Below are 26,986 nucleotides of genomic sequence, written 5' to 3' on the forward strand. Positions count from 1 at the left end.
GTCCGGGGAGCGACCCTACCGAGCATTGCCCGGGGGCCGCTGGTAGGGTCGGTTCCCAAACGACTGCCGATACCGCCAATCGGCGCAGCGAACGCATGACCTGCACCGAAGCAGACGCGCCCTCCCCCCGGCCAGGCTCATGCCCACCACTGGCCGGGAAGCACCACGTGCAGTCGTCCTGGGAGCGACCCCACCGGTGCCGCCGACCGGCACGGCGAACGCATGACCTGTGCCGATCAACACCGGCGCGGTCACATTCCGCCGCGGCCGCCGTCATACTCGGATCACCCTCGGGACGGACACCATGACGCCGCTGCTGAGCACCACCCTGGAACGCGAACTGCCGGCCGCCGCCAGCGGCTGCCAGCAGTCCTATGGCCGGATCGTACTGGCCTGCCAGAACACCGTGACCGCGATCGCGCTGGCGATCACCCGCGACCTGCAGGCCAGCGAGGACATCGCCCAGGAAGCCTTCATCAAGGCCTGGCAGCAGCTCAACCAGCTGCACAGCCCGTCCAGTTTCCTGCCCTGGCTGCGCCAGATCACCCGCAACCTGGCCCGCGACTGGCTGCGCGCCAACCGCGGCCGGCCGCTGTCCGGCGAAGCGGCCGAGATCGCCATCAGCATGGCCGCCGACCCCGGCCCGAGCGCACCGGAGCATTGGCAGCGGGTGGAGGAAGAACTGGCCGCCGAAGAGATCATTTCCGCCCTGCCCGCAGACAGCCGCGAAACGCTGCTGCTGTACTACCGCGAAGGCCAGAGCTCGCAGCAGGTGGCCGGCCTGCTCGGGCTGAGCGATGCGGCGGTGCGCAAGCGGCTGTCGCGCGCCCGGGCCAGCGTGCGCGAGGAGATGCTGCGCCGTTTCGGCGAATTCGCGCGCAGCAGTGCGCCCAGCGCCGCCTTCGCCACCACCGTGGCATCGATGCTGATGATCGCCGCACCGGGCACCGCCAGTGCCGCGATCCTGCTGGGCACCGGGCTGGGCACCGGCAAGCTCGGCCTGGGCGGCGCCACCCTGTCCGGCGGTACCGCCCTGGGTTCGCTCAGTGCCGCGCTCAGCCAGAACGCCGTGCCGGGGCAGTTGATGAGCCTGGGCGCGGTCATCGGTGGCCTGGCCGGCGGCATGCTCGGCAGTTACCTGGGCGGGCGCTACCTGTTGTCGTACGCCGAAAGCCCGGGCGAGCGCGAGCAGATCCGCCAGTTCGTGGTACTCAGCAGCGTCACCGCGATGGCGATGTGCGTGTCGGTGCTGATGCTGAGCATGCTGCAGGCACCGGTGTGGATGCTGTTGGCCGCGATGGCACTGGGCATGGGCGCGGTCAACTACCAGTGCCTGGTGCCGCTGCAGAAGGTGATGGCGCCGATGCTGGCGCGCGATGCGGCGCGGCATGGCCGGCGCGGGCCGAACTGGAAATACCAGCTGATGTATGGCCGCGCGGCGATCGTGCTGGTCACCCTGGCGGTGGCCGGCATGGTGCTGTACAGCCTGGTGCGCAGCGGCCGGCTGTAAACCAGGCGGGCGCCGGTCGATGACCGGCGCCCGCGGCGTACTGCAATGAAGGCTTACTTGGCGGCCGGCGGCATCGGCGGCTTGCCACCGTGGCGCTCGCCGCGCGCGCCGGCGAACGGGCCCTTGGCCGCATCGAACTCGGCCTTGCTGAGCTGGCCATCCTTGTTGGTATCGGCAGCGCTGAACCAAGCATCACGGTGCTGCTGCGAACGCAGCTGGCGGTCGGCCTTGTCCAGGTAGCCGTCCTTGTTGACGTCCTTCTGGTCAAAATGCGCGGTCAGGCGCGGCTCGGCCTTGGCCTCTTCACGGCTGATGCGGCCGTCCTTGTCGGTATCCAGCCTGGCCATCCAATCGCCGTGGCCGCCCGGGCCACGCCCGTGACGCTTGCCGTGCCAGCGCGGCAGTTCATCGCGCGAAAGCTTGCCGTCCTTGTTGGCGTCCAGCGCATCGAACTGCGCGGCCAGGCGCGGCGCCTTGGCCGCTTCGGTGCGGTCGATGAAGCCATCGCCATTGGTGTCGAGTTTGCCGCGGGCCGGCTTGTCGGCGGCGGCGGGAGTGTCGGCGGCCACCGCCAGGCCGGCGGCGCCGGTGGACAGCAGCAGGGCCAGCAGCAGAAGGGATTTGCGGTTGCGCATGGGTTGCTCCGGTAGAGGGGGAAAGCGGCGTGCGGTGCCTCGGCACCCACAGCGGTAACAACGCCTGGGCGCCGGCCGGGTTGACCCCGGCCCCGGCCATGTTCATGTGGCAGACAGTCGCTCCGCCTGCGACACCCCGGCGCTATGCTGTGGGCATGGCGATACACGGCGACCGCGACGACGAGCTGCGACTGTTCCAGACCGGCGACCACCCCTGTGGCTACTGGCCGGACCGGGCCGCGCGCGACCTGGTGCTCGACCCCAGCGATACCCGCCTGGGCACGCTCTACCCGATGGCACTGAGCTGGGGCTTCCGCCGCTCCGGCGACCTGGTCTACCGGCCACACTGCGCCAACTGCCATGCGTGCGTGTCGGTGCGCGTCCCGGTGGCACGCTTCGCCCCGGACCGCAGCCAGCGCCGCTGCCTGGCACGCAACGCCGACCTGGAAGTACGGATCGTGGCCGCCGAGCAGACCGAAGAACAGTTCGCGCTGTACCACCGCTACCTGACCCACCGCCATGCCCAGGGCGGCATGGACGAACATGGCCCGCACGAATTCGACCAGTTCCTGATCGGGCAATGGTCGCAGGGCCGCTTCATGGAACTGCGCGCACCTGGCCGGGCCGGCCAGCGTGGCGAGCTGCTGGGCGTGGCGGTGACCGACGTCACCGCGCAGGGGCTGTCGGCGGTGTACACCTTCTTCGACCCCGACCACGCGCCGCGCGGCCTGGGTACCTTCGCCATCCTGCAGCAGATCGCCTGGGCCCGGCGCGAGCAGCTGCCGCACCTGTACCTGGGTTACTGGATCCGCGACCATCGCAAGATGGACTACAAGCGCCGCTTCCGCCCACTGGAAGCCTACGACGGCCGCCGCTGGCACGAATTCGACGACGACCTGGACGGCCGCTGACGCATCGCTGACACCGGCTAGGGTGCAGAATAGGCGCATGAAAGCCCATTCCCTGCTCCTCGCCCTGGCCCTGCTGTGCAGCGCCTGCGCCCAGACCCCCGCCAAGACCGCCGCCATGCCGGAAGCCCCTGCCGCGCCGCTGCGGATCGCCACCTACAACACCTCGCTGTACAGCGACGAGACCGGCGGCCTGATCGCCGAGCTGGAAGGCGACAGCGCGCACGCGCGCAAGATCGCCGCGGTGCTGCAGCAGGTCCGCCCGGACCTGGTGCTGCTCAACGAGTTCGACTACGACGATGCGCATCGCGCCGCCGACCTGTTCCAGCAGCGCTACCTGGAAACCGCCCAGCCCGGCGGCGGCGAACCATTGCACTACGCCTACCGCTACCTGGCCCCGGTCAACACCGGCGTGCCGAGCGGGCTGGACCTGGACAACAACGGTGAAATCGGCGGCGACGGCCGCGCGCGCGGCAACGATGCCTGGGGCTATGGGCTGCACCCGGGCCAGTACGGCATGCTGGTGCTGTCGCGCTACCCGATCGATGCCGCGAAGGTGCGCAGCTTCCAGCTGCTGAAGTGGAACGCGATGCCCGGCGCGCTGCGGCCGATCGACCCGGGCACCGGCAACCCGTTCCACACCGACCAGGTGTGGTCGCAGCTGCGGTTGTCGTCCAAGTCGCATTGGGACGTGCCGGTAACCACGCCCGGCGGCGTGGTGCATGCGCTGGTTTCGCACCCGACCCCGCCGGTGTTCGACGGCCCGGAAAAGCGCAACGCGGCGCGCAACCACGACGAACTGCGGCTGTGGCGGGAATACCTGTCGGCCGGCGACAAGCCGTGGCTGTGCGACGACCGCGGCCACTGCGGCGGGCTGGCCCAGCAGGCACGCTTCGTGATCCTGGGCGACCTCAACAACGATCCGGTCGATGGCGATGGCCGCCACGATGCCATCGTCGAGTTGATCGAGCACCCGCGCGTGCTGCGCTACCCCACCCCGCGCAGCGTGGGTGCCGAACAGACCAGCCTGGCCTACGCCGAAAAGGGCATCGTGCGGCGCGGCGCGCCGTTCCATGCCACCGGCGATTTCGGCCCCAAGTCCGGCACCATGCGCCTGGATTACGTGCTGCCGTCGGTGGGCTTCAGCTTCGTCGGCAGCGGCGTGTTCTGGCCGGACAACAACAGCCCGGAAGCGAAGATCGCCGATGGCAGCGACCACCACCTGGTATGGGTGGACGTGCGTTGACAGCAGGAAAAAAACGGGGACGGGTGTAGTTAATTCTGGCGAATTAACTACACCCGTCCCCGTTTTTACATACCGCGGTAGGCGACGACCGTTGGTCGTCGCATGCTCGGTCAGCGCAGTTCGATCCCGATCGCTTCGGCGGCCTCGCGCGCGATTTTCCGCGCGGTGTCGATGTCCTCGCCACGCGCCAGGGTCACGCCCACCCGGCGATGGCCGTGCACGCTGGGTTTGCCGAACAGGCGCAACGCCGAATCGGGGTGCACCAGCGCCCCGGCCACGTTGCTGAAGAACGGCACGCCTTCGCCGTGGGCCAGCATCGCGCACGAGGCCGACGGGCCGTTCTGGCGGATCAGCGGAATCGGCAGCCCCAGGATGGCGCGCGCATGCAGCGCGAATTCGCTCAGTTCCTGCGAGGCCAGGGTGACCAGGCCGGTATCGTGCGGGCGCGGCGAGACTTCGCTGAACCACACCTGGTCGCCCTTCACGAACAGCTCCACGCCGAACAGCCCCCAGCCGCCGAGGTCGTCGGTGATCGCCTGCGAGATTTCTTCGGCGCGGGCCAGCGCGCGCGGCGACATCGGTTGCGGCTGCCAGCTCTCGCGGTAGTCGCCGTCCTTCTGCCAATGCCCGATCGGCGCGCAGAACGAGGTGCCGGCGGCATGCCGCACGGTCAGCAGGGTGATCTCGTAGTCGAAGTCGATGAAACCCTCGACGATGCAGCGGCCGGCGCCGGCACGGCCACCGGTCTGCGCATACTCCCAGGCCGGGCCGATCTCCGCTTCGCTGCGCAGGGTGCTCTGGCCCTTGCCCGAGGACGACATCACCGGCTTGACCACGCACGGCAGGCCGATCGCGGCCACCGCGGCGCGGTACTCCGCTTCGGTATCGACGAAACGGTACGGCGAGGTCGGCAGGCCCAGGGTCTCGGCGGCCAGCCGGCGGATGCCTTCACGGTCCATGGTCAGCCGCGCCGCGCGTGCGGTGGGCACCACGCGCAGGCCGGTTTCCTGTTCCAGCTGGACCAGGGTTTCGGTGTGGATCGCCTCGATCTCCGGCACCACCAGGTGCGGCTGCTCCTGCGCGATCAGCGCGCGCAGGGCCATCGCATCGAGCATGTCGATCACATGCGCGCGGTGTGCGACCTGCATCGCCGGGGCATCGGCGTAGCGGTCGGCGGCAATCACCTCCACGCCCAGCCGCTGCAGCTCGATGGCGACCTCTTTGCCCAGTTCGCCCGAGCCCAGCAGCAGGACGCGGGTGGCGGAGGGAGACAGCGGCGTGCCGAGCGTGGTCATGGCGGATCCGGGCAACAGGGATGGGTGGGCCATTTTAGGGCTTTGGGCTGGCGTTGGGCGCGGGCGGTACGGCCGCCGCTTCGGTAGGGGGTGAACGTTGGCCGGGGCGGCGGGTGCGGGCGGGATGCGGGCTTCGGGGGCTTGTGCCGCGCTGGCGCGCGGTTTCCACGCATGGCGTGGATCTGACAAGACAGTTGCTACCCTCATTGGTGCGTGCTTCGGCGCTGTTGCGGCCAGCCGCGTTCGGGGCCGGGTTGCTGCGGCGCGGCTTGAATGTTGATATCACTTTGATATCTTCGCCAGAACCCACCCAAGGACGCCCGCCATGAAAGAAAAGCCGCTCCACTCTCTGTCCGGCCTGCCCTTCCTGCTGCTGGTGCTGGTCCTGCTCGGGCTGGCGGCCTGGCTGTTCTTCGCCGGGGCCAGGGCCTTGCCGGTGGCCCCACCGATGATGCTGGGCGGCGTGGCCCTGGCCGTGCTGGCCCTGCTCAGCCTGACCGGCCTGTACACCGTGCAGCCCAACCAGGTGGCCGTCATCAGTTTGTTCGGCAAGTACATGGGCACGGTCAAGGACAACGGCCTGCGCTGGAACAACCCGTTCTTCGCCAAGAAGACGATCAGCCAGCGCGTGCGCAACTTCGAAAGCGGCAAGCTCAAGGTCAACGAACTGGACGGCAGCCCGATCGAGATCGCCGCGGTGATCGTCTGGCAGGTGGTGGACGCCTCCGAGGCGGTCTACAACGTGGACGACTACGAGAGCTTCGTGCACATCCAGTCCGAATCGGCGCTGCGTGCGATGGCCACCAGCTACCCCTACGACCAGCACGAGGACGGCCAGCTGTCGCTGCGCAGCCACGCCGCCGAAATCTCCCAGCACCTCAAGGACGAACTGGCCGAACGCCTGGCCGATGCCGGCGTGCAGGTGATCGACGCGCGCATCAGCCACCTGGCCTATGCGCCGGAAATCGCCCAGGCGATGCTGCAGCGCCAGCAGGCCAATGCGGTGATCGCCGCGCGCACGCGGATCGTGGCCGGTGCGGTCGGGATGGTCGAAATGGCCCTGACCGAACTGCAGAAGAACGGCGTGGTGCAGCTGGACGAGGAGCGCAAGGCGCAGATGGTCAGCAACCTGCTTACCGTGCTGTGCTCGGACCGCGGCACCCAGCCGGTGATCAACGCAGGCTCGTTGTACTGATCCCATGAGCGAGAAGAAAGCCTATCCGCTACGCATCAACGCGCAGATCCTCGCGGCCGTGCAGCGCTGGGCCGACGACGAGCTGCGCAGCGGCAACGCGCAGATCGAGTATCTGCTGCGCGATGCGCTGCGCAAGGCCGGGCGCCTGCCCAAAGCCACCCCAGGCAAGGAGAGCAAGCAATGAGCAAACGCTGGAGCTATCGGACCGTCGAGGTGAAGCCGTCCTGGATGGGATTGAAGCCTGAAGACATGCAGACCGAACTCGATCGCCATGGCCAGCTCGGCTGGGACCCGATGAACGTGCTGCAGACCCGGCCGATCGGCGTAGCAGTGCTGATCTTCAAGAAGGAGGCCTGAGATGGCCGTAGCAAGCGCTGTCGAGCGCGACTTCGCGGTAGCCCCCGCCTCGATCTGGCGCCTGCTGTGGTTGTGGGTGCCGATGCTGGGCTGTGCGGCGCTGGTGGTGGCCACCACCCTGCAATCGTCGCAGCGCACCGCGCACGAACTTGGCTTCACCCTGCCGTTCCTGCTGCTGGTCACCGTGGTGGTGAGCGGGGCCTACTTCCGCCGCCGCATCCGCCTGCAGGGCAACACGCTGGAGGTGGTGTCCACGTTCTACCGCAAACAGGTCGCGCTGGACGCCCTGCAGCTGGAGCAGGCGCGGGTGGTGGACCTGGCCGAACACGGCAGCCTCAAGCCGCTGGTCAAGACCAACGGCTATGCCGTGCCCGGCTTCCAGTCCGGGCATTTCCGCATGCGCGACCGGCGCAAGGCGTTCTGCCTGGTCACCGACCCCAGCCGGGTGCTGTACCTGCCGCTGCGCGACGGCAGCGTGCTGGTGATCAGCCCGCAACAGCCGCGCCAGCTGCTGGAGGCGCTGCAGGCGCTGGCCGCGTCCGGCCGCAACCACTAAGCTGCACCGATGCGCCGCACCCCTGTCCTGCTGATCAACACCGCCGACATCGAACTATGGCCCGGCGGCCTGCTGCGTGCGCGCAGCAACGCCGACGCGCGTGCGCTGGCCCGGGCGCAGTGGGTGCTGCGGCGCAAGCGCGATGGGCGCTACCTGGCCGTGGCCACCGTCCACGACCTGCTGCCGCTGGTGCCGCGGCTGATGCGCGAGGACGGCATCGCAGCGGCGCTGGACGCGCTGGACCAGCAGGCAACCGCGCACGGCCGTGGCGTGCCGGGCGAGGCCCTGCTGCCGCTCAGCGGCCTGCAGCAACGGCTGCTGCAGCTGGGTATCGATGCAGAGGCCTATGCAGGCGCGACCGGCCTGGCGCTGGAAGCAGAACCGGCGCAGCTGCAGCTGGCCGGCTTCGACCGCTACCGCCGCCCGCTGTGGCTGCGCGCCGGCGCCGCCCGCGGCTGGCAGCGCCTGCAGCTGGCCGCCGCCGCCGACGGGGTGGCGCTGGATGCGATCTCCGGCTACCGCAGCCATGCCTACCAGCTGGGTATTTTCGAGCGCAAGCGGGCGCGTGGACTGGCCATTGCCGACATCCTCACGGTCAATGCCGCGCCCGGTTACAGCGAACACCACAGCGGCTTCGCGCTGGATATCGGCACGCCCGGCGGGCCGCCGGCCGAAGAGAGCTTCGAGCACACTGCGGCGTTTGCGTGGCTGCAAGGCAATGCAGCGCGGCTCGGCTTCCAGTTGAGCTACCCTCGCGGCAACCCGCACGGGATCGTCTACGAACCATGGCACTGGTGCTGGCAGCCCGCCGGCGACTGAGCCACTACCCAACAGGATCCGCAATCATGGAAGATTCCAGTCCTTACCAGGCCAGCAGCGCACCGGTCGCACCGTCCCCTGCCGAACGGGTCAAGCTGCCCGCGGAGATTACCCGTCCGATCACGATCATGTGGATCTCGGCACTGGTTCTGGCAGCCATCTCACTGGCGAGCATGCTGTTTACGCTGTTGCCGCTGCTGAAAAATCACAACCCATACGCGCCGTCGCTGCCAAGGATGGTGTTGGCCGCCGGACTGCTGCTGGACGTCGTCCTCTATCTGGGCGGCGCCTGGGGCGTACGCAGGCGCAGTCGGGCAATGGCCTGCCTGCTGTTCGGTTACTACCTGCTCGGCCAGACGCTGATGCTCGTCACCGGCCAGCGCCCGGTGTCTGCCGGACTGTTCATGACGATCATCATGGTGTTCGTGATGATTCGGGGCACCATGGAAACATTCAGCGCCCACCGTTACATCGCACGGGCACTGCATCAGCCGACGCGCCCCCGACTGAGCGATGATCCGGCATTCGCACCGAAGCCGCCGGCGGCGGAGTGAGCTGCATACCGTTCACTCCTGCGAGCGGTTGGTCTTCTCTTTGGCCACCACGCTGAAATCGGCGATCCGCCACAGGTACAGACTGGCATAGGTGCGGTAAGGGCCCCATTTCTCGCCGCGTGCCTGCAGTTCCTTCGGGGTGGGCATGACCTCGGCCTTGTCCACGCGCTGGGCGCCCTTGCGGATGCCCAGGTCGTCGATCGGCAGGATGTCCGGGCGGCCCAGGCGGAACATCAGCATCATTTCCACGGTCCAGCGGCCGATGCCGCGGATCGGCACCAGCGCGTCGATGATGGCGTCGTGCTCCATCACCGACATCCGGCGCAGGTCGGGGATCTCACCGGCCGCCTCGCGCCGGGCCAGGTCGCGCAGGGCCAGGGCCTTGTTGCCCGATACCCCGCAGCTGCGCAGCGTGGCATCGTCGATGCGGCCCAGGGTATCGGTGTGCAGGCGGTTGCTGCCGATCGCTGCTTCGACCCGGCCGACGATGGTCGAGGCGGCCTTGCCACTGAGTTGCTGGAACAGGATGGCGCGGGCCAGCGCGTCGACCGGGTCGAACGATTTGCCCCAGCCCGGCGGCGCCTCGATCGGGCCCAGCCGCTTCATCCAGGTGCCCAGCCGGCGGTCGCGCCGGCCCAGCCAGTCGTGCGCCTGCTGCACATCGAACCCACGGCGGAAGCGCGGCATGTCAGCGCCGCAGTGCGTTCAGGCCGTAGACCAGCCAAGCGGCCATCAGCGCGGTGCCGCCAACCGGGGCCAGCCCGGTGCGCAGCTGCCACAGGGCGCCGGCCACCAGGCTGCCGGCGAACAGCAACGTGCCCAGCAGCAGGATATACAGCGCCAGCTTGCCGACGCGGTTGTGCTGGCCGGGGCCGAGCACGGCCAGCGCCACGCCATGGCCGAACGCATACAGCGCGGCGGTGTTGACGTGCGACTGCGCCAGCGGGTCGGCGATGCCGTGCGAGGCGTACGCCGACAGGCCGACCGCGGCGGCGGCCAGCAGCGCGCCCAGGCAAGCCAGCAGGGAAGGTTTACGTGCGCGTCGTTCCAGGTGGAGCATGGTTGCATCCTTCGCGGACAGAGCCCCGCAGGCGGAGCGGCAGAAGTTCCAGCGCGAGCGTACTGCAACTGCGGCCGGCGCGCCTCCCCTCGTACGTGATCGACGGCCATCGGCCGGTCAGTCCGGGTAGCGCCGGAGCGGGTAGTGCCGGCCGCTGGCCGGCAACCTCATGAACCAGGCCGAGCGCGGCGTTTGCCGATCATGGGTTCCTGGGGAGCCGGCCAGCGGCCGGCACTACCGTCCGCGCAATCGGCGCAGGACAAAAAAAACGCGCCGCATGAGCGGCGCGTTTTCTGGTCCTGCGTTGCATCGCTGCAACCGTCGGCTTACTTGACGGCCCAGTAGATGTCGTAGGTGCCTTCCGGAGTGAACGACTTGTCCACGCCGTCCTTCCAGGATTCGTACGGACGGTCGATCACTTCGTTGCCGTTGGTCACCGACCAGGCACGCAGCGCGTTGCGGGCGATGTCCAGGCCGGCCATGTGGCCGGTGTAGGCCGCATGCGCCGAACGGTGCGGGGCGACATGCACGTACTTGACCGGGGCGCCGGCATCGATCTTCACCGTCAGGGCCTCGGCCGAAGCCGCTTCAGCACCCTTCTTCTTGACCGGCTGGGCCACGTCGAAGGCGTACTTCTCGGCACCGAAATCGGTGGTGATGATGCGGAACGGACCGGCGGCTTCGAGGTTGTTGGCCTCCATCACGCGCTTGATCCACTCCTGGTTGTCCCGGATCGACTTGGTGATGGTCTCCTGGCCGCGATCGACGTTGCCGGCGGTCACCACCAGCAGGTCTTCGGCCGGGACGTCCACGATGGCCAGATCGGTCAGCGGGGCTTCGGCGGTGCGGTAGTCGATGTTCGGCACGGTGGCCAGCATGTTGGCCAGGCGCGACAGACCCAGCTTCAGGTCGTCACCGATGTGACGGCTGACGTACAGGCCCGCGTAACGGCCGAACAGGTTGAAGCCGTACTTGACGCTGTAGTCCTGGGTGATCTTGACGTTGCGGCCACCCTTGCCGGTCGGCTCGAGGGTGAAGCTGGTCTTCTTGTCGTGGCCCTTGGAGACGTCGTCGATGGCGACGGCCACCAGCTTGTTCTGCTCGGACGCGGTGATCTCCCAGCTACCCTGGCCCAGGGAACTGTCCTTGGAGGTGTAGTCCAGGCGGGCACCCACACCGGAGGCCGGGCCGGACAGCTTCAGTTCAACGGCAGGATCGCGCAGTACAAGCGGGTTCCAGTCCTTGAAGCGGCGCAGGCTGTTGACCGTGTCGAACACGATCGTCATCTTGCGGTTGGTCTCGATGCTTTCAGAAATATGGCGCTCGCCCGGCAGACATACGCCAATGATGACGAACAGGCCAGCCACGATCCCCAAGGCGATCAGGAACTCGATAATACGGGTCATTCAGGAGTCTCCGGGGCCGATCCCACGGCCGGGTTGATTGAAGCGAAGCGCCAATCCTAGCAGGCTTCGCGGGTATTGTTGATCAGGATTGGCGCACCGGTTTCCATGCCGGCAGCGGTTTTGCATAGACAAGGAGCGGAAAGATAGCGCATCACGCGTGTCAGCACGTAGCGGATGGGCAATATTTCTTTGCCGGATTCGGCCGCCGCGCCCTGCCGGCACCGCGCAACCCTTGCCGCACAAGGGTTCCGGCCATTATTCAGGATTCTCATCCGGACCACCGGCACGGCCTGCCCGGTGGCCTGGATGCGCATCACACCAGCTGCAGCTCGAACGCCTTCAACACCGCGCGGGTGCGGTCGCGCACGCCGAGCTTGGACAGGATGTTGGACACGTGGTTCTTGATCGTGCCCTCGGCCACGCCCAGCGAGTTGGCGATCTCCTTGTTGGAGAAGCCGCTGGCCATCAGCCGCAGGATTTCGGTCTCCCGGTCGGTCAGCGGGTCGGGCCGGTCCAGGCTGACGAACTCGTTGCGCATGTGCTCCAGCCCGGACAGCAGCCGCTGGGTCACCGCCGGCTGCACCAGCGAGCCGCCATCGGCCACGGTGCGGATCGCGCCCACCAGCTGGTCCAGGGTCACGTCCTTGAGCAGGTAGCCCTTGGCGCCGGCCTTGAGCCCGGCCAGCACCAGCTGGTCGTCGTCGAAGGTGGTCAGGATGATGGTCGGCGGCAGCTGGCCCAGCCGCGACAGCATCTGCAGCGCCTCCAGCCCGGACATCACCGGCATGCGCATGTCCATCAGCACCACGTCCGGGCGGATCTGCGGGACCAGCTCCACCGCCTGGCGCCCATCGGCCGCTTCGGCCACCACTTCGATGCCATCATCGAGTGCCAGCAGCGAGCGGATTCCCTGCCGCACCAGGGTTTGGTCGTCGACCAGGCAGACGCGAATCATCAACGCACTCCTTTAGAGGGTGTCCAGCATCAGCACTGGCACGCCGGAAACCGAGGCGCGAAGGCGGAAGCCTTCTCCCCGGCGGGTTTCAATCTGCAACTGCCCACCACACTGGTACAGGCGCTCGCGCATGCCGCGCAGGCCGTTGCCGACCACGATACCGTCGGCGCCCACCCCGTCATCATGCGCCATGATCACCACTTCGCCCGGCGCCTGGCGCCGCACCTGGATCCACAGGTTGCGGGCGTTGGCGTGGCGCACCGCGTTGGTGATGATTTCCTGGGTGCAGCGCAGCAGCACATGGGCGCGCTCGGGGTCTTCCACGTTCAGCGGCTCTTCGATGTCCAGGTGGATATCCAGCGAGGGCACCTGCTCGGTCAGCGGGCGCAGCGCGGCAGCCAGGTCGATGGCGCCGCTGTCGCGCAGCTGGCTGACCGCCTCGCGCACGTCGGTGAGCAGCAGCTTGGCCAGGGTATGGGCCTGGTGCACGTGTTCCTGGGCCTGGCCCTCGGTGAGGTGGCCGGCCACTTCCAGGTTCAGGCTCAACGCGGTCAGGTGGTGGCCGAGCAGGTCGTGCAGCTCGCGCGAGATGCGGGTGCGCTCGTTGACCCGGGCGCTTTCGGCCAGCAGCACGCGGGTGGCGCGCAGTTCGGTGTTGAGCCGGCGCTGTTCTTCGCGTGCGTCGGTCTGCTGGCGGGCGACCAGGCTGGTCACGAAGATGAACATGGAGAAGCCGCCATACAGCAGCGACTGCATCACCGCCTCGAACAGCGGCATGTTCAGGATCAGATGGTAGACCGGCAGCACCGCCAGCTGGCTGAGCAACAGCCAGATCACCCCGCCGCGCACCTGCAGCATCCAGGGGATGACCCCGGCGGCGACCATCATCAGGATGCTGCCCAGGCCCGAGCCGCTCAGGTAGCTCACGCCCAGCGCCGAGGTGGTCAGCAGCAGCAGCACTACCCGGTCGTACCAGGCCGAATGGCCGCCATTGCGCAGGCCGCGGGTCAGCCAGAAGTAGCAGGCACCGAACGCCAGGTAGGCGGTGAACAGCCAGACCGCCCAGCTGTCCACGCCGTCGCCGCGGTGCCGCAGCAGCGATTCGTACTGCGAATACACCACGGGCAGGCCGACCATGACCCAAGTGAACAGGCCGGCCAGTCGCAGCACCCGGGTTTGACTGAGGTATCCCAACATGGGTGCATCTTAGGCTGAACCTGCGCCCCTGCACCCGGGCATAAGTCATGGGCCCCGGCTCCCCCCCTGCCCGCCACCCATGCAATAATCGGACGCAGGGCCCCAAGGTGGGCCAACCGCGTTACCCCACGGAGTCACAATGTCGATTGTCATCCGCGACGTGCGCGAGCACGAGCTCGATTCCGTCCTGGTCCTGAACAACAACGCCGGCCTGGCCATCCTGCCACTGGATGCCGCCCGCCTGCGCCTGTTCTATGAAACCGCCGAGTATTTCCGCGTCGCCGAGCGCGACGGCAACCTGGCCGGCTTTTTGATCGGCTTCGGCAGCGACAGCCAGCACGACAGCAGCAACTTCGCCTGGTTCCAGCAGCAGCTGGACAGCAAATTCTTCTACATCGACCGCATCGTGGTCGCCAGCCGCCGTCGTGGCGGCGGCGTCGGCCGCGCGTTCTATGCCGATGCGCAGAGCTATGCCGAACTGCGCTACCCGCAGATGACCTGCGAGGTGTTCCTGGACCATGGTGCCGACGCGGCGCTGCTGTTCCATGGCAGCTTCGGCTTCCGCGAGGTCGGGCAGAACACCATGGCCCACGTCGACGTGCGCGCCAGCATGCTGCTCAAGGACCTGTGCAGTTACCAGTGGGTGCACGACACCTACGGCGACCAGTTGCCGGATGTGCCATGGGTGGGCCATCGCCGCGAGCCACTGCGCGCGCATCGACCGACGGGGACCTGAGGTGGCGGCAAACATGGATTTTGAACAGGCCGGTGAACTGAAGATCGGCCAGGTCGGTATCGCCAACCTGCGCATCCGCACGCTGGACGTGGAGCGCCTGACCCGGGAAATGCACGACCGCGTGGCACGCGCGCCCAAGCTGTTCGGGCGGGCGGCGGTGATCCTGGATTTCGGCGGGCTCAGCCAGATCCCCGATGCGGCCACCGCCCAGGCGCTGCTGGACGGCCTGCGCAGTGCCGGCGTACTGCCGGTGGCGCTGGCCTATGGCACCACCGAGACCGAACGGCTGTCCCAGCAGCTCGGCCTGCCGCTGCTGGCCAAGTTCCGCGCCCAGTACGAGCGCGCCGACCTGGAAGCGGCGGCAGCACCGCCACCGGCGCCCGCCCCGGCGCCGGAACCGGCACGGCGCCCCCGCGCTGCCGCGCCGGCAGCGGCGGTGCCGGCCACTGCGGCTGCGGCGCCCGCGCCGGGCCGCATGCAGACCAGCAACGTGCGCTCGGGGCAGCAGCTCTACGCGGAAAACTGCGACCTGACGGTGATGGCCACGGTCGGGGCCGGCGCCGAAGTGATCGCCGATGGCAGCATCCACATTTACGGTACGCTGCGGGGCCGCGCCCTGGCAGGTGCCCAAGGCAACACCACGGCGCGGATCTTCTGCCGTGATTTCCATGCTGAACTGGTCGCCATTGCCGGCCATTACAAGGTACTGGACGATGTTCCGGACAACCTGCGCGGCAAGGCCGTGCAGGTATGGCTGGAGCAGGACCAGATCAAGATCGCGGCGCTGGACTGATCCAGCACCAGCACCCAAACAAGAAAATCAGGAGAAGTCCTTTGGCTGAAATCATCGTAGTCACTTCCGGCAAGGGCGGCGTCGGCAAGACCACCAGCAGCGCCAGCCTGGCCTGCGGGTTGGCGCGTCGTGGCAAGAAGGTGGCCGTGATCGACTTCGACGTCGGCCTGCGCAACCTGGACCTGATCATGGGCTGCGAGCGGCGCGTGGTGTACGACTTCGTCAATGTCGTGCACGGCGAGGCCACGCTCAAGCAGTCGCTGATCAAGGACAAGCGCTTCGACAATCTGTACGTGCTGGCCGCCTCGCAGACCCGCGACAAGGACGCACTGACCCAGGAAGGCGTGCGCAAGGTGCTGGACGACCTTGCCGCGGACGGTTTCGAGTACATCATCTGCGATTCGCCGGCCGGCATCGAAAAGGGTGCGTTCCTGGCGATGTACTACGCCGACCGCGCGGTGGTGGTGGTCAATCCGGAAGTGTCCTCGGTACGCGATTCGGACCGGATCATCGGCCTGCTGGATTCCAAGACGCACAAGGCCGAGTCGGGCAAGAACGTGCCCGCCTTCCTGCTGCTGACCCGCTACAGCCCGGTCCGGGTGGAAAGCGGGGAGATGCTGAGCATCACCGATGTGGAAGAGGTGCTGGGCCTGAAGGCCATTGGCGTGGTGCCCGAGTCGGGCGATGTGCTCAATGCGTCCAACAAGGGTGAACCGGTGATTCTGGACCCCGAATCGGCGGCGGGCCAGGCATACGAAGATGCGGTTGGCCGCATCCTTGGCGAAGAGCGTCCGATGCGCTTCACCACCGTGGAGAAGAAAGGCTTCTTCAGCAAGCTGTTCGGAGGGTAAGCATGGGACTGTTCGATTTCCTGAACCGAAAGAAGACCACTGCCGAAACGGCCAAGAACCGCCTGCAGATCATCATCGCGCAGGAACGCAGCCACCGCGGTGGGCCGGATTACCTGCCGCTGCTGCAGCGCGAATTGCTGGAAGTGATCAAGAAGTACGTCAACATCGATGCCGATGCAGTGCGGGTGGACCTGGTCAAGGACGGCGAGCACGATGTGCTCGATATTTCCGTCGCGTTGCCCGAAGGCCCGCAGCAGCCCTGAGCCATGTCGCCCCTTCCCGCGCGGAAGGGGCGGTTGAAGTGATGCCATGAACACCGAGGTTGCCACAGCCGATGGTCAGGTGACCTGCGTCGGCGATATCCAGTTCGAGGATGCCCAGGCCCTGCTGGCGGCGCATGATCTGCGCCTGCACCGGGTGGATGATGCTGCGCCGATTCCGGGCAGCTACTGGGGCGAGCCGGAGGCGGGGATCATCGGCAGCGATGTGTACGTGCGCGACGACACGCCGGTGCATTCGATGCTGCATGAGGCCTGCCACCTGATCGTGCTGCCGCCGGAGCGGCGTGCGCTGGTGCACACCGACGCAACCGATTCGGTCCCCGAAGAAGACGCCACCTGCTACCTGCAGATCGTGCTGGCCGGGCAGTTGCCGGGCGTGGGCAGTGATCGGTTGATGGCCGACATGGATACGTGGGGGTATACGTATCGGCTGGGGTCGACTAAAGCCTGGTTCGAGCAAGATGCAGAAGACGCGCGTGCCTGGTTGGTCGAACGCGGACTCCTTCCCGCGTAAAGCCGCGTGCGCGGAATGATCTGGGCGCGTGGCGACGCTCCCACCATGCAGGCGCCTGAAGGTTCACTCGGCGCGGTTCGAGCAGGATGCCGAAGATGCCAAAGCCTGGCTGAGCGAGCGCGGACTTCTTGGCGCGTAAAGCCGCGCGCGGTCAATGGCGATGGGCGATTGGTAGGGTCGGTCCCCAGACGACTGCCGATACCAATGATCGGCACGGTGACGCATTGCGCCTCGCCGAAGAAACGCTGTTTTGATCATGATCATGCGCCACCAACATTGCACCACCATTTGCAACGTCGGGTCTGCGCGTAGAGCGGCGGCTGCCTTGGTTCCGCGTGTGGGCGAGGAAGGGGTAGGCCCTGGCCGGACACGCGTGAACCCCGCTCCGCGGCCCGGCCCAGCCGCTGGCGGCTGTGCGTTCGGACGCATGCGAGGCAGTGCCTCGCAAGCAATGCGCCCTCACCCATGGGGCTTATCGCAGCATCCATGCTGCTCAAAGTCCGGCCAGGGCCTACCCCTTCCTCGCCCTGCCGACATTTTCCTCGACGGGTAGAGGATCAAGAGCCTGTAAAAGCCGGTCAGCCCCCCTACTCGCATTGAATGATGACCTGCGATTGGCAATTGGTAGGTTCGGTCCCCAGACGACTGCCAATACCACTGATCGGCACGGTTAGGCCCTGGCCGGACCCTGTCGACATTTTCCTCGGCGGATGGAAGATCAAGAGCGCCTGGAACCCGCCGCTGTACGTCGGTAGAGATGACCCTGCACCCATCGCGGACCGCCGTTGATTTCCTTTCCGCCAACGCTGAACCGTCTGGGGGCGCGGGGTGGGAGGGGGTAGCGGGGCTTTGAGCAGCATGGATGCTGCGATAAGCCCCATGGATGGGTTCACGCGTGCCCCGCTACCCCCTCCCACCCCGCGCCCCCGCGCGCAGACGGTCAACAGCTAACGCTTTAAGCTTTAACGCTTTAACGCTTTAACGCTTTAACACCCTCCAGCATCACACGCACGGCATGTCTCTACGGCTGACGCCGGCCAACACCAGACGTCAGCCGCCGGCCATGGCCCGCAGCGTAATCCCGACGATGTAGGCCAGATACGTCCCGGTCGCATACCCCATCGTGCCCAGCAGCACCCCGACCGGGGCCAATGACGGGTGGAACGCCGCGGCCACCACCGGGGCAGAGGCCGGGCCGCCGATGTTGGACTGCGAACCGATCGCGAAATAGAAGAACGGCACCTTCAATACCATCGCCAATGCCAGCAACAGGCCGATGTGCACCGCGATCCAGATGATGCCCAGCAGGAACAGCCACGGACGGTCCAGCAGCGCCAGCAGGTCCATCTGCATGCCGATGCAGGCGATCAGGAAGTACAGCAGCAGCGAGCCCAGCTTCGACGCCCCCGCCCCTTCCAGGTTGCGTGCACGGGTGAAGCTCAGGCCCAGGCCACAGGTCGTTGAAATCACCACCACCCACACGAACGGCGCATCCAGACTGAACTGCGACGCCCAGGAGACATGCCCCTTGAACCACGCCGAGACCGGCCCGGCAATCGCATGCGCCAGACCCACCGTACCGAAGGCCACCGCCACGATCAGCATCAGGTCGGTCAGGCTGGCCACCCGCTCATGCTCGCTCTGGAACTTCTCGATGCGTGCCTTGAGCGCGTCGATGCCGGAGGTATCGGCGCCGCTGCGCGCATCGATCCTGGCCGCGCTGCCGGCCAGGAAGATCAGCGCGGCCATCCACACATAGCCCACGCCCACATCGATCACCGCGAACTGGCCGAACGTGGTCGCGTTGACATCGAACACCTCGCGCATCGCCAGCATGTTGGCGCCACCGCCGATCCAGCTGCCGGCCAGCGCAGCCATGCCCGCCCAGGTATCGCCGGCCACGGTGGCCGGGTGCAGCCACTTCATCAGCTGGAACGCCACCACCGCGCCCAGCATGATGCTGAAGGACGCGCCCAGGTACATCACGATCAGTTTCGGCCCCAGCCGCAGGATGCCCTTGATGTCCACCGCCAGGGTGAGCAGCACCAGCGCGGCCGGCAGCAGGATGTCGCGCGCCACCGGGTTGTACAGGCGCGTGTTCTGCCCGTCGATCAGCCCGACCGTGTTGTAGATGCCCGGAATCAGGTAGCACAGCAACAATGCCGGCACGATGGCATAAAACTGTTTCCACGGGCCCTGCTGGCGCGAGGCGGTCCAGAACACCGCACCGAGGGTGGCGGCGATCAGGCCGAAGACGACGATGTCGTTCTGGATCAGAGGGGGTGCTTTCACGGGTATGGAATGCCTGCGTAGTGCCGGCCGCTGGCCGGCAACCTCATGGATGTGGGACACGCGATACAACCGCCAGCCATGCGCCGGCAGCACCGATGGCAAAGCGCCGCCCCCAGGGGCGGCGCTTCAATCGGGCTTATTCGCCGATGTGCTGCTTCAGCCAGCCGTTGACGGTGTCGTGCCACTGCACGCTGTTCTGCGGCTTGAGCACCCAGTGGTTCTCGTCCGGGAAGTACAGGAATTTGGACTCGATGCCCTGACGCTGGGCGGCAGTGAACGCAGCCAGGCCCTGTTCGACCGGGATGCGGTAATCCAGCTGGCCGTGGATGATCAGGATCGGCTTCTTCCAGTCGGCCACGTGGTTGACCGGGTTGAACTTCTCGTAGTTGGCCGCCTTCTGGTACGGCGTACCGCCCTGCTCCCACTCGGTGAACCACAGCTCTTCGGTGGCATAACCCATCATGCGCTGGTCGAACACGCCGTCATGGTTGACCAGGCACTTCCACGGCTGGTTCCAGTTGCCTGCGATCCAGTTGACCATGAAGCCGCCGTAGCTGGCGCCCAGCGCGCACGCCTTGTCGCCGTTGAGGAACGGGTACTGCTTCTGCGCGGCGGCCCAGCCCTTCTGCAGGTCTTCCAGAGGGCGGTCGCCCCAGTGCTGGCTGATCGCATCGGTGAAGTCCTGGCCGTAGCCGGTGGAACCGTGGAAGTCGATCATCACCACCGCATAGCCCTGGCCGGCATAGGTCTGCGGGTTCCAGCGGTAGCTCCAGCCGTTGCCGAAGCTGCCCTGCGGACCACCGTGGATCAGGAACGCCACCGGGTAGGTCTTGCCTTCCTGGTAGTTGTACGGCTTGACCACATAGCCGTGCACGGTGTCGTTGTTCCAGCCCTTGAACTGGAACTGCTCATAATCGCCGAAGGCCACGTCGGGCAGCATCTGCGCCGCGCTCGGGGTGATTTCGCGCGGGCTGCTGCCGTCGGTGCCGGCGACGATGATCTGGTCGCCGCTCTTCAGGCTGTTCTTCGTATAGGCCAGGGTGCCGCCGGCAACCACCGGCGAGCCGATGCTGCCGCCTTCGGCGACGACGGTGGCCTTGCCGGTGGCGAAATCGATGTTGAACAGGCGGTGCTCGCCCAGGTCGTCGGCGCCGGTGTAGAAGCTGCCGCCATCGTCGGCCAGCACGATTTCACCGGCCGAGCGGTCCCAGCCCGGCGCGATCTCGCGCGCCTTGCCGGTGGCCAGGTCCAGCGCCATCACCGCGAAGCGGTCGGCTTCGAAACCGGGGCGCTTCATCGCGCGGTAGTACAAGGTCTTGCCATCGGCGCTGAACACCGGGCCGGCATCCCAGGCCGGGTTGGACGCGGTCAGGTTGACCGGCGCCTGCTTGCCATCGGCATCCAGGCGGTACAGGTCGAAGTTGGTCGACCACGGCTCCTGCTTGCCGGCCACGCGGATGCTGGCCACCACGCTCCTGCCGTCCGGTGCCCAGGCGAAGTCATCATTGCCGCCGAACGGCTTGGACGGCGCATCGCCGTCCAGGGTGGCGCTGATCGCCGAGGCGCCCTTCACTGCGGCGGCCTTGGCCGCCGGCAGCGGGGCCACGAACAAGGTGTTGCGGCGGCCATCGTTCCAGGTATCCCAATGGCGCACGAACATGCTGTCGAACACCTCGCCGGTGTTCTTGCGCGCCTTGTGCGCGTCCAGCTTCTTGCTGGTGCAGGCCAGGTCCGAACCGCAGGCCTGGAACACGCCGCTGCTGAAGACCACCCGGTCGCCCTGCGGGGAGACCCGGAAGCTGTCCACATCGACCGGGAAATCGGTGAGCTGGCGCGGGTTGCCGCCACCGATCGGCAGCGCGTACAGCTGCTGGCTGCCGCCCTTGGCACTGAGGAAATACACCGTGCCGCCATCGGCGGACAGCGCGGCCGAGTTGACGTTCCAGCCGGCCGGGGTGAGCGGCTTGGGCGGGGCGGCGTCGCGGGTACGCAGGTTGCGGATGAACAGGCCGGTGCTGGTCTTGCCCTCGGCACCGGCCACGCGCTTGGCGAACACCACGGTGCCGCCGTCGACGGTCAGCAACGGGGCCGAAACCCGATCCAGCGCGACCATGTCGCGCACATCCAGGCCACGCGTGGCGGCCAGCGACGGCAACGCGGTCAGCAGGCACAACGGCAGCAGGGCGTAACGAAGTTTCATCGGGTTCTCCGCGGGACGGCAAAGCGCCGATGGTAGGGCCGCACGGAGGGCGGCGCAAACGCCATGGGTCATGGGTGCCGGTTGTGCATTTGCACAGCGCGCGCCGGCTTTTGCGGCATGCCCGGCCTGCGGCCGCAGCGCCCGCAGGCACGTTGCCGCCGCCCGCGTCGGCAATGGACATCGAATCCCCGCGCCACGCCCGTCACCGGCATCCACCGGCCCGAATCTGCGCAAGCCGGACAGGAAACCGCTGCATCCAGGCCACGCCCCTAACGCAGGCAGAGCCCCCCTTGAGTAAGGGGGGCGCGGCGACAGCCGCCGAGGTTGTGGGTGATGGTCAGAGGGGCCCGCGTTATGCCCAGCAGAACGTGGGGCTGTTGCGGAATCCGCAACAGCTTCCCCTCCCCTCGCCTAGACCTTGCCGCCCGACCTCTTGCCGGTGCGGTAGATCAGCCAGCCCACCACGAACAGCACGGCCAGGCCGATCCAGTCCGCACCGGGCAGGGCGAACGGCAGGGCCAGCACGTCGGCACGGCCGCTGAGCACGATCGGCACCGCAATGGCGATACCCATCAGCGCCTCGCCGGTGATCAGGCCGGCGGCGAACAGCACGCCCGGCTTGTGCACGCGGTCGCGGCCTTCCTCGTCTTCGGCACGCACCTTGTGGAAACGCTCGACCAGGTAGGAAATCAGGCCACCGAGGAAGATCGGCACCATCAGTTCCAGCGGCAGGTAGATGCCGATCGCCGCGGCCAGCACCGGCACGCGGAAGCGTGCGTTGCGCGACTTCAGCCAACCGTCCAGGGCGATGATCAGCGCACCGATGCCGGCGCCGATGGCGATGAAGGTCCACGGCAGCTGCCCGCCGAACAGGCCCTTGGCCACCGATGCCATCAGGTTGGCCTGCGGTGCGGCCAGCGCGTTGGGATGGGCGGCGGTGGGGGCACCGATGCCGTAGGCGGTGGCCAGCAGGTTCAGCACCGGGGCCATGATCAGCGCGCACGAGAACGCGCCGATGCCCAGCATCAGCTGCTGTTTCCACGGCGTGGCGCCGACGATGTAGCCGGCCTTGAGGTCCTGCAGGTTGTCGCCACCGACCGCGGCGGCACAGCACACCACCGCGCCGATCATGATCGCGGCCACTGCGCCCAACGGCGCGCCACCGACGCCGACCGGGGTCAGCCCGCTCTTGCCCAGCAGCAGCACCAGCACCGCCGAGGCAAACAGGATGGTGGAGATGGTGATGCCCGACACCGGGTTGTTGGACGAACCGATCAGGCCGGCCAGGTAGGCCGACACCGACACGAACAGGAAGCCGGCGACGATCATGATCAGGGTCATCGGGATCGACACGTGCCACTGGCCGACGATGCCCTGGTACAGCGCCAGCAGCGGCAGGGTGAACACCACCAGCGCCACCAGCATCCACTTCATCGGCAGGTCGCGCTCGGTTTCGGCCACGGCCGGGCCGCCGCTCTTGCGCGCGGCGGCAAAGCCGCTCTTGACCCCGCTGAGCAGCGATTTGCGCAGCGAGATCAGGGTCCAGACGCCGCCGATCAGCATCGCGCCCACGCCCAGGTAGCGCATCTTGGCGCTCCAGATCGCAAAGGCCGCATCGGTCGAGGACGCGGTGGCGATCAAGGCGGCCAGCGCCGGGTCGGTGTCCATGAAGAAGGCCTGGTACAGCGGAATGGCGATATGCCAGGACAGGATGGAGCCGGACACCACCACGATGCCGACGTTGAGGCCGACGATATAGCCCACGCCGAGCAGCGCCGGCGACAGGTTGGTGCCGATGAAGGCGGTGATCTTGGAACTGCCGATATAGGCCGACTGTGCCCAGGCATCGGGAATCAGGCGCATGCCGCTGGCCGCGGCCACCTTCACGAAGGCGCCGATCACCGCCGATACGGCGAGGATCTTCAGGCCCGGGCCGGGGTTTTCACCGGCCTTGAGCACTTCGGCGGCCGCCTTGCCTTCCGGGAAGGGCAGCGGGTCTTCGACGATCATCGAGCGCCGCAGCGGCACCGAGAACAGTACCCCGAGCAGGCCGCCCAGGCCGGCGATGCCCAGCACCCACCAGTACTTGAAGTCCGGCCAGTAGCCCATGATCACCAGCGCGGGGATGGTGAAGATCACCCCGGCGGCGATCGACGAGCCGGCCGAGGCGCCGGTCTGGACGATGTTGTTTTCAAGGATGGTGCCACCGCCCAGCAGGCGCAGCACACCCATGGAAATCACCGCGGCGGGAATGGCGGTGGCGATGGTCAGGCCTGCGAACAGACCCAGGTAGGCGTTGGCGGCGGACAGAATCACCGCCAGCACGATGGCAAGCACCACCGCGCGGAAGGTAAGCTGCTTGGGCGCAGCGTCGTTGTTCATGGAAGCCCCTGCTGGCAAAAAATCCCTTGCACGCTAGCGTTCATGTCTTGGCAAGTCCAGCGCTTGTACCGGCGATTGGCCGGCAGCACGGCATGGCGCCCGCTGGAATCATCAACCGCCGCAGTCGGCAAAGCCACGGCCACAGCGGCCATCCCGCATTGTTATGTTATATCCTGTCACGCCAGACCTGGCAGCGCCCGTGGCCCCAGCCTCTCCCCGCCTGACCTCGATCGACCAGCTGCGCGGCACGGTGATCGTGCTGATGCTGCTCGACCATGTGCGCGAGACCTTCTTCCTGCACGCCCAGGTGGCCGACCCGATGGCGGTGGACCAGGTCGAACCGGCACTGTTCGTCAGCCGGCTGCTGGCCCACCTGTGCGCGCCGGTGTTCGTGCTGCTCACCGGCCTGTCGGCCTGGCTGTACGGCGGCGGCCAGGCCCAGGGCCGGCGCGCGGCGGCGGCCTTCCTGCTCAAGCGCGGGCTGTTCCTGGTGGCGCTGGAAGTGCTGGTGGTGAATTTCGCCTGGACCCTGCAGTTCCCGCCGAGCGTGATCTACCTGCAGGTGATCTGGGCGATCGGGTTGAGCATGATCGCGCTGGCCGGGCTGCTGTGGCTGCCACGCGGGGCGTTGGCAGTCGTGGCGCTGGCGTTGATCGCCGGCCACAACCTGCTCGATGGCGTGCAGGTGCACGGGAATGGCGCGTTGGCGGTGCTGTGGAAAGTACTGCACCAGCGCGACTGGATCGACCTGGGCGAGCACCTGCGCCTGCGCACCTCGTACCCGGTGCTGCCGTGGGTCGGGGTGATCGCGCTGGGTTACGTATTGGGGCCGTGGTTCGCGCGTGGCGGTGATGCGGTGCTGCGCCGGAAACGGCTGCTGTGGGCCGGTGGCGGGGCGCTGCTGGGGTTCGTCGTGCTGCGCGCGCTCAATGTCTATGGCGATGCGCCGTGGCAGGCGCTGGGCCCGGCCGGGCAGACCGTGATGAGCTTCTTCAATGTCACCAAGTACCCGCCGTCGCTGCTGTTCGTGCTGCTCACCGTAGGCGTGGGGCTGTTGCTGCTGCGCCTGTACGAGCGCCCGGCGGTGGCCAGGGCCCTGGCGCCGTTGGCCGACATCGGCGCGGCGCCGATGTTCTTCTACCTGCTGCACCTGTATGTGCTGAAGCTGCTGTATGTACTGGCCGAAGCCCAATGGGGGCAGACCCACGGCGGGTATTTCGGGGTGGACCACGTCGCCACGCTGTGGGCGATCACCGCCGTGCTGGCGCTGGCGTTGTACTGGCCGACCCGGGCGTTTGCGCGGTTGAAAGCGCGGCGGCGGGATATCGCGTGGTTGCGGTACCTGTGAGGCGAACGTGGCTCCTATAATTGCCGCCTCTTTGCCGTTGCCACTTCGATGACCGCAGCCGCCCTGCCCGCCTCGACCTCAACCTCAACTGCCTCCGACGATTTCCTCGGCCATCCCAAGGGCGTCTACGTCTGCTTCTTCACCGAGATGTGGGAGCGGTTCTCGTTCTACGGCATGAAGGCGCTGCTGCTGCTGTACCTGACCAAGTACCACCTGTTCGGCGACAAGGCCGGGCTGGACCTGCTCGGCGCCTACGGTGGCCTGGTCTACTGCATTCCGGTATTCGGCGGGCTGCTGGCCGACCGCTGGCTGGGCATGCGCAAGGCGGTGGTGTTCGGCGGCGTGCTGCTGGTGCTGGGCCACCTGGGCATGGCGTTCGAGGGCCATGCCGCTACCCGCATCGACGGCCAGGTCGTGCGCGACGACGCCGCGCTGGGCATCACCTACCTGTCGCTGGCGCTGATCATCATGGGCGTGGGTTTCCTCAAGCCCAACATCTCCACCATCGTCGGCAAGCTGTACCCGGAAAACGATCCGCGCCGCGATTCGGGCTTTTCGCTGTTCTATGCCGGCATCAACCTGGGCGCGCTGTTCGCCTCGCTGGTGTGCGGCTTCCTCGGTGAAGCCTACGGCTGGAAGTACGGTTTCGGCGCGGCCGGAATCGGCATGGTGATCGGCCTGGGCATGTTCCTGTGGGGGCAGAAATACCTGCAGGGCCACGCCGAACCGTCCGATGCGCCGGCGCTGCGCCAGCGCGTGCTGGGCATCGGCCGCGAGTGGCTGATCTATGCGGTGGCCGTGCTCGCGGTGATTCCGGTGGCCGCGCTGATGTGGGCCGCCGCCAATGGCGCGTTCGCGCTCGGCGGCGAGCTCAGCCTGGCGCTGATGCTGATGATCGTGGTGCTGGGCGCGGTGCTGCTGTGGTTTGCCTGGTTCACCGGCACCCGCTGCACGCCGGTGCAGCGCCAGCAGATGATCGCGCTGATGGCATTGATCTTCATGGCGTTGGTGTTCTTCACCTTGTACGAGCAGACCTACGGTTCCTGGGTGACCTTCACCGACCGCCTGCTGACCAAGGACCTGGTGCCGGCGCTGGTGGTCCGTGGCGGCACTCCGCTGCCGTGGTCGATCGCTTCGCTGCTGCTGGCGCCGCTGGGTTTTGTGGCAGCCGCGCGTCTGTCCGAGCGCAGCCCCGCCTCCAGCGCGCCGCGCAACCTGTTCATCGCCATCGTCGCGCTGATGCTGGTGATGCTGATCCGCGACTGCCTGGTGATTCCGCAGACCGCCGGTTCGCTGACCTACCTGGGCGGCCTGTTCCTGGTGGTGCTGGCGCCGCTGTTCGCGATCCTGTGGGCGTGGCTGGACCGGCGCCGGCTGGACCCGTCCAAGCCGCTCAAATCCTCGTTCGGGCTGGTCTTCGCCGCGCTGTCGTTCGTGCCGCTGGCGCTGGCCGCCCAGCAGGTCGGCGCGACCGGGCAGATGGCCAGCGTGTGGTGGCTGGTACTGGCCTACCTGATCCTGGAAATCGGCGAAATGTGCCTGTCGCCGGTCGGCCTGTCGGCCGTCACCCAGCTGGCCGCACCGCGCGTGGTCAGCCTGATGATGGGCACCTGGTTCCTGGCCACCGCGTTCTCCGAAACGCTGGCCGCGCTGTTCGGCAAGCTGGCCGCGATCGAGGTGCCCGAGGGCGGAACCCTCAACCTGAGCAGTGCTGCGGCCAGTTACGAACACCTGTTCTGGCTGCTGATGTGGATCGGCCTGGGCTGCGCGGCGGTGGCGCTGGCCTGCGCGCCGCTGTTGAAGCGGATGATGCACGGAGTGCGGTAGGTCCGACCCATGGTCGGATGCATTGCATTGCGGTGCGGCGATGTCCGCGATGGCGTTGCCCGAGCATGG

General features: G+C 67.4%; 27 protein-coding genes. 16 read left to right on the plus strand and 11 right to left on the minus strand.

Translation table 11 applies throughout. The features are described from left to right. Positions 1 to 304 precede the first annotated feature (304 nt). On the plus strand, positions 305 to 1,510 hold the full coding sequence (locus IC535_RS11105; protein ID WP_228886305.1) for an RNA polymerase sigma factor: 1,206 nt from the start codon (positions 305 to 307) through the stop codon (positions 1,508 to 1,510). A gap of 53 nt (positions 1,511 to 1,563) precedes the next feature. On the opposite strand, the gene IC535_RS11110 is transcribed toward IC535_RS11105, so the two are convergent. Further along, entirely contained in the window at positions 1,564 to 2,145 is a 582-nt protein-coding gene (locus IC535_RS11110) for an EF-hand domain-containing protein (protein WP_228886304.1), read from the minus strand. A gap of 155 nt (positions 2,146 to 2,300) precedes the next feature. Between IC535_RS11110 and IC535_RS11115 the strand changes: the two genes are divergently transcribed. Next, positions 2,301 to 3,056 (plus strand): arginyltransferase, encoded by a 756-nt coding sequence (locus IC535_RS11115; RefSeq protein WP_228886303.1) that lies wholly within the window; start codon positions 2,301 to 2,303, stop codon positions 3,054 to 3,056. A 37-nt stretch (positions 3,057 to 3,093) separates the two neighbouring features. Then, entirely contained in the window at positions 3,094 to 4,299 is a 1,206-nt protein-coding gene (locus IC535_RS11120; RefSeq protein WP_228886302.1) for an endonuclease/exonuclease/phosphatase family protein, read from the plus strand. A gap of 110 nt (positions 4,300 to 4,409) precedes the next feature. Here IC535_RS11120 and purT read toward each other — a convergent pair whose 3' ends face one another. Continuing rightward, a complete protein-coding gene (purT, locus tag IC535_RS11125) occupies positions 4,410 to 5,594 on the minus strand; it encodes a formate-dependent phosphoribosylglycinamide formyltransferase (RefSeq protein WP_228886301.1) in 1,185 nt (394 codons plus the stop codon). A 325-nt stretch (positions 5,595 to 5,919) separates the two neighbouring features. Between purT and IC535_RS11130 the strand changes: the two genes are divergently transcribed. Genes IC535_RS11130 through IC535_RS11155 form a run of 6 tightly spaced genes read left to right on the plus strand, consistent with a single transcriptional unit; the run spans position 5,920 to position 9,075 of the window. Then, positions 5,920 to 6,789 (plus strand): SPFH domain-containing protein, encoded by an 870-nt coding sequence (locus IC535_RS11130; protein WP_228886300.1) that lies wholly within the window; start codon positions 5,920 to 5,922, stop codon positions 6,787 to 6,789. A 4-nt stretch (positions 6,790 to 6,793) separates the two neighbouring features. Beyond that, positions 6,794 to 6,973, plus strand: a complete 180-nt coding sequence (locus IC535_RS11135; protein ID WP_228886299.1) for an Arc family DNA binding domain-containing protein — start codon at positions 6,794 to 6,796, stop codon at positions 6,971 to 6,973. Beyond that, complete coding sequence (locus tag IC535_RS11140) at positions 6,970 to 7,146, plus strand: DUF4177 domain-containing protein (protein ID WP_228886298.1); 177 nt, start codon at positions 6,970 to 6,972, stop codon at positions 7,144 to 7,146. Before IC535_RS11135 ends, IC535_RS11140 begins: the two co-directional genes overlap by 4 nt. Before the next feature lies 1 nt (position 7,147). Next, positions 7,148 to 7,702: a PH domain-containing protein gene (locus IC535_RS11145; RefSeq protein ID WP_228886297.1), complete on the plus strand. Its 555-nt coding sequence runs from the start codon at positions 7,148 to 7,150 to the stop codon at positions 7,700 to 7,702. Positions 7,703 to 7,711: 9 nt separating this feature from the next. Continuing rightward, the gene (locus IC535_RS11150; RefSeq protein ID WP_228886296.1) at positions 7,712 to 8,521 is read left to right on the plus strand and encodes a M15 family metallopeptidase; all 810 of its coding nucleotides are present in this window, start codon (positions 7,712 to 7,714) and stop codon (positions 8,519 to 8,521) included. Positions 8,522 to 8,547: 26 nt separating this feature from the next. Then, positions 8,548 to 9,075, plus strand: coding sequence for a hypothetical protein (locus IC535_RS11155; RefSeq protein WP_228886295.1), 528 nt, complete (start codon positions 8,548 to 8,550; stop codon positions 9,073 to 9,075). A 12-nt stretch (positions 9,076 to 9,087) separates the two neighbouring features. Here the strand turns inward: IC535_RS11155 and IC535_RS11160 are convergent, their stop codons facing one another. The 6 genes from IC535_RS11160 to IC535_RS11185 all read right to left on the minus strand — a co-directional run bounded on the left by IC535_RS11160 (position 9,088) and on the right by IC535_RS11185 (position 13,693). Continuing rightward, positions 9,088 to 9,762, minus strand: coding sequence for a DNA-3-methyladenine glycosylase family protein (locus tag IC535_RS11160; RefSeq protein WP_228886294.1), 675 nt, complete (start codon positions 9,760 to 9,762; stop codon positions 9,088 to 9,090). Position 9,763: 1 nt separating this feature from the next. Next, a complete protein-coding gene (locus tag IC535_RS11165; RefSeq protein ID WP_228886293.1) occupies positions 9,764 to 10,135 on the minus strand; it encodes a DUF423 domain-containing protein in 372 nt (123 codons plus the stop codon). A 326-nt stretch (positions 10,136 to 10,461) separates the two neighbouring features. Beyond that, complete coding sequence (locus IC535_RS11170; RefSeq protein WP_228886292.1) at positions 10,462 to 11,541, minus strand: SRPBCC family protein; 1,080 nt, start codon at positions 11,539 to 11,541, stop codon at positions 10,462 to 10,464. Positions 11,542 to 11,597: 56 nt separating this feature from the next. Beyond that, positions 11,598 to 11,855, minus strand: a complete 258-nt coding sequence (locus IC535_RS11175; RefSeq protein WP_228886291.1) for a hypothetical protein — start codon at positions 11,853 to 11,855, stop codon at positions 11,598 to 11,600. After that, positions 11,855 to 12,496 (minus strand): response regulator, encoded by a 642-nt coding sequence (locus IC535_RS11180; RefSeq protein ID WP_228886290.1) that lies wholly within the window; start codon positions 12,494 to 12,496, stop codon positions 11,855 to 11,857. The genes IC535_RS11175 and IC535_RS11180 overlap by 1 nt, the downstream gene beginning before the upstream one ends. Before the next feature lie 12 nt (positions 12,497 to 12,508). Next, a complete protein-coding gene (locus IC535_RS11185; RefSeq protein ID WP_228886289.1) occupies positions 12,509 to 13,693 on the minus strand; it encodes a sensor histidine kinase in 1,185 nt (394 codons plus the stop codon). A gap of 139 nt (positions 13,694 to 13,832) precedes the next feature. On the opposite strand from IC535_RS11185, the gene IC535_RS11190 reads away from it, so the two are divergent. The 5 genes from IC535_RS11190 to IC535_RS11210 are packed head-to-tail and all read left to right on the plus strand — an operon-like array spanning position 13,833 to position 16,868. Next, positions 13,833 to 14,429 carry a GNAT family N-acetyltransferase gene (locus tag IC535_RS11190; RefSeq protein ID WP_228886288.1) on the plus strand — a complete coding sequence of 199 codons (597 nt, stop codon included), beginning with the start codon at positions 13,833 to 13,835 and terminating at the stop codon, positions 14,427 to 14,429. A gap of 13 nt (positions 14,430 to 14,442) precedes the next feature. Continuing rightward, positions 14,443 to 15,222 carry a septum site-determining protein MinC gene (minC, locus tag IC535_RS11195; protein ID WP_228886287.1) on the plus strand — a complete coding sequence of 260 codons (780 nt, stop codon included), beginning with the start codon at positions 14,443 to 14,445 and terminating at the stop codon, positions 15,220 to 15,222. Between the two features lie 41 nt (positions 15,223 to 15,263). Beyond that, positions 15,264 to 16,073, plus strand: coding sequence for a septum site-determining protein MinD (gene minD, locus IC535_RS11200; protein ID WP_228886286.1), 810 nt, complete (start codon positions 15,264 to 15,266; stop codon positions 16,071 to 16,073). Positions 16,074 to 16,075: 2 nt separating this feature from the next. Next, on the plus strand, positions 16,076 to 16,336 hold the full coding sequence (gene minE / locus IC535_RS11205; protein WP_228886285.1) for a cell division topological specificity factor MinE: 261 nt from the start codon (positions 16,076 to 16,078) through the stop codon (positions 16,334 to 16,336). Between the two features lie 46 nt (positions 16,337 to 16,382). Further along, positions 16,383 to 16,868 (plus strand): hypothetical protein, encoded by a 486-nt coding sequence (locus IC535_RS11210; RefSeq protein WP_228886284.1) that lies wholly within the window; start codon positions 16,383 to 16,385, stop codon positions 16,866 to 16,868. A 1,050-nt stretch (positions 16,869 to 17,918) separates the two neighbouring features. On the opposite strand, the gene IC535_RS11215 is transcribed toward IC535_RS11210, so the two are convergent. From IC535_RS11215 to IC535_RS11225, 3 genes are all read right to left on the minus strand, one after another. Continuing rightward, positions 17,919 to 19,160: a DUF819 domain-containing protein gene (locus tag IC535_RS11215; protein WP_228886283.1), complete on the minus strand. Its 1,242-nt coding sequence runs from the start codon at positions 19,158 to 19,160 to the stop codon at positions 17,919 to 17,921. Between the two features lie 136 nt (positions 19,161 to 19,296). Next, positions 19,297 to 21,360: an alpha/beta hydrolase family protein gene (locus tag IC535_RS11220; protein WP_228886282.1), complete on the minus strand. Its 2,064-nt coding sequence runs from the start codon at positions 21,358 to 21,360 to the stop codon at positions 19,297 to 19,299. 411 nt (positions 21,361 to 21,771) lie between these two features. Further along, complete coding sequence (locus IC535_RS11225; RefSeq protein WP_228886281.1) at positions 21,772 to 23,742, minus strand: OPT family oligopeptide transporter; 1,971 nt, start codon at positions 23,740 to 23,742, stop codon at positions 21,772 to 21,774. Positions 23,743 to 23,905: 163 nt separating this feature from the next. Between IC535_RS11225 and IC535_RS11230 the strand changes: the two genes are divergently transcribed. Together IC535_RS11230 and IC535_RS11235 are read left to right on the plus strand one after the other, a co-directional pair. Further along, positions 23,906 to 25,090 (plus strand): DUF1624 domain-containing protein, encoded by a 1,185-nt coding sequence (locus tag IC535_RS11230; protein ID WP_228886280.1) that lies wholly within the window; start codon positions 23,906 to 23,908, stop codon positions 25,088 to 25,090. A 48-nt stretch (positions 25,091 to 25,138) separates the two neighbouring features. Continuing rightward, positions 25,139 to 26,917: a peptide MFS transporter gene (locus IC535_RS11235; protein WP_228886279.1), complete on the plus strand. Its 1,779-nt coding sequence runs from the start codon at positions 25,139 to 25,141 to the stop codon at positions 26,915 to 26,917. Positions 26,918 to 26,986: the final 69 nt, after the last annotated feature.

This window comes from Stenotrophomonas rhizophila (assembly GCF_020857975.1).
Lineage (GTDB): Bacteria > Pseudomonadota > Gammaproteobacteria > Xanthomonadales > Xanthomonadaceae > Stenotrophomonas > Stenotrophomonas rhizophila_C.